Source organism: Staphylococcus sp. EG-SA-2, assembly GCF_017152085.1.
This window is the reverse complement of the sequence record NZ_JACYHC010000186.1, coordinates 1-527: the sequence shown is the minus strand read 5'-3', so window position 1 is coordinate 527 and position 527 is coordinate 1. Positions and strand designations below refer to the sequence as shown.

The following is a 527-nucleotide window of genomic DNA, read 5'->3' as shown; positions in this document are numbered from 1 at the left end:
CCTCCAATATAGTTACCGATAAAAGCCGCAGCGATATTCGAAATAGCTGGTATGAAGTGCAATGTATCAACTTGATAAATTAAACCACCCATAAATAAGCAACTGTTGTAAACGACGTGTTCATAACCCATAAAGGCGAATATGGTAACACCGAACATCATGACAAACATTTTTGCGAGTACATCGTCAATTTGCATGGCAATAACTAATGAAATATTGATAAAGAAATTGGCGAAGATCGCTTTCATTAATATACTTACAAAACCAGTAGACAACGTTTTGTGCTCAATAACTGCTGATAACTGATTTAACATATCTGGCGTCATTACATTTGAAAAACGCATGAAACTAAATAAAATAGCAGCACCTAAAATATTTCCTGCAAAGCATAATAAAAATATTTTCAATACTCTAGTCGGTTTAATTACTTTATAATACAGGCCTACAGTAAAGTACATGAAGTTACTGGTTAGTAGTTCGGAGTTTGTAAATAAAATGAGTACTAACGCAAAGCTGAATGTAATGGC

At 33.6% G+C, this 527-nt stretch carries 1 protein-coding gene; it reads right to left on the bottom strand.

Going from position 1 to position 527, the window contains the following annotated elements:
* Positions 1–527: formate/nitrite transporter family protein (locus IDG60_RS01715; RefSeq protein ID WP_206160427.1), on the bottom strand; the 527-nt coding region annotated here is incomplete at both ends.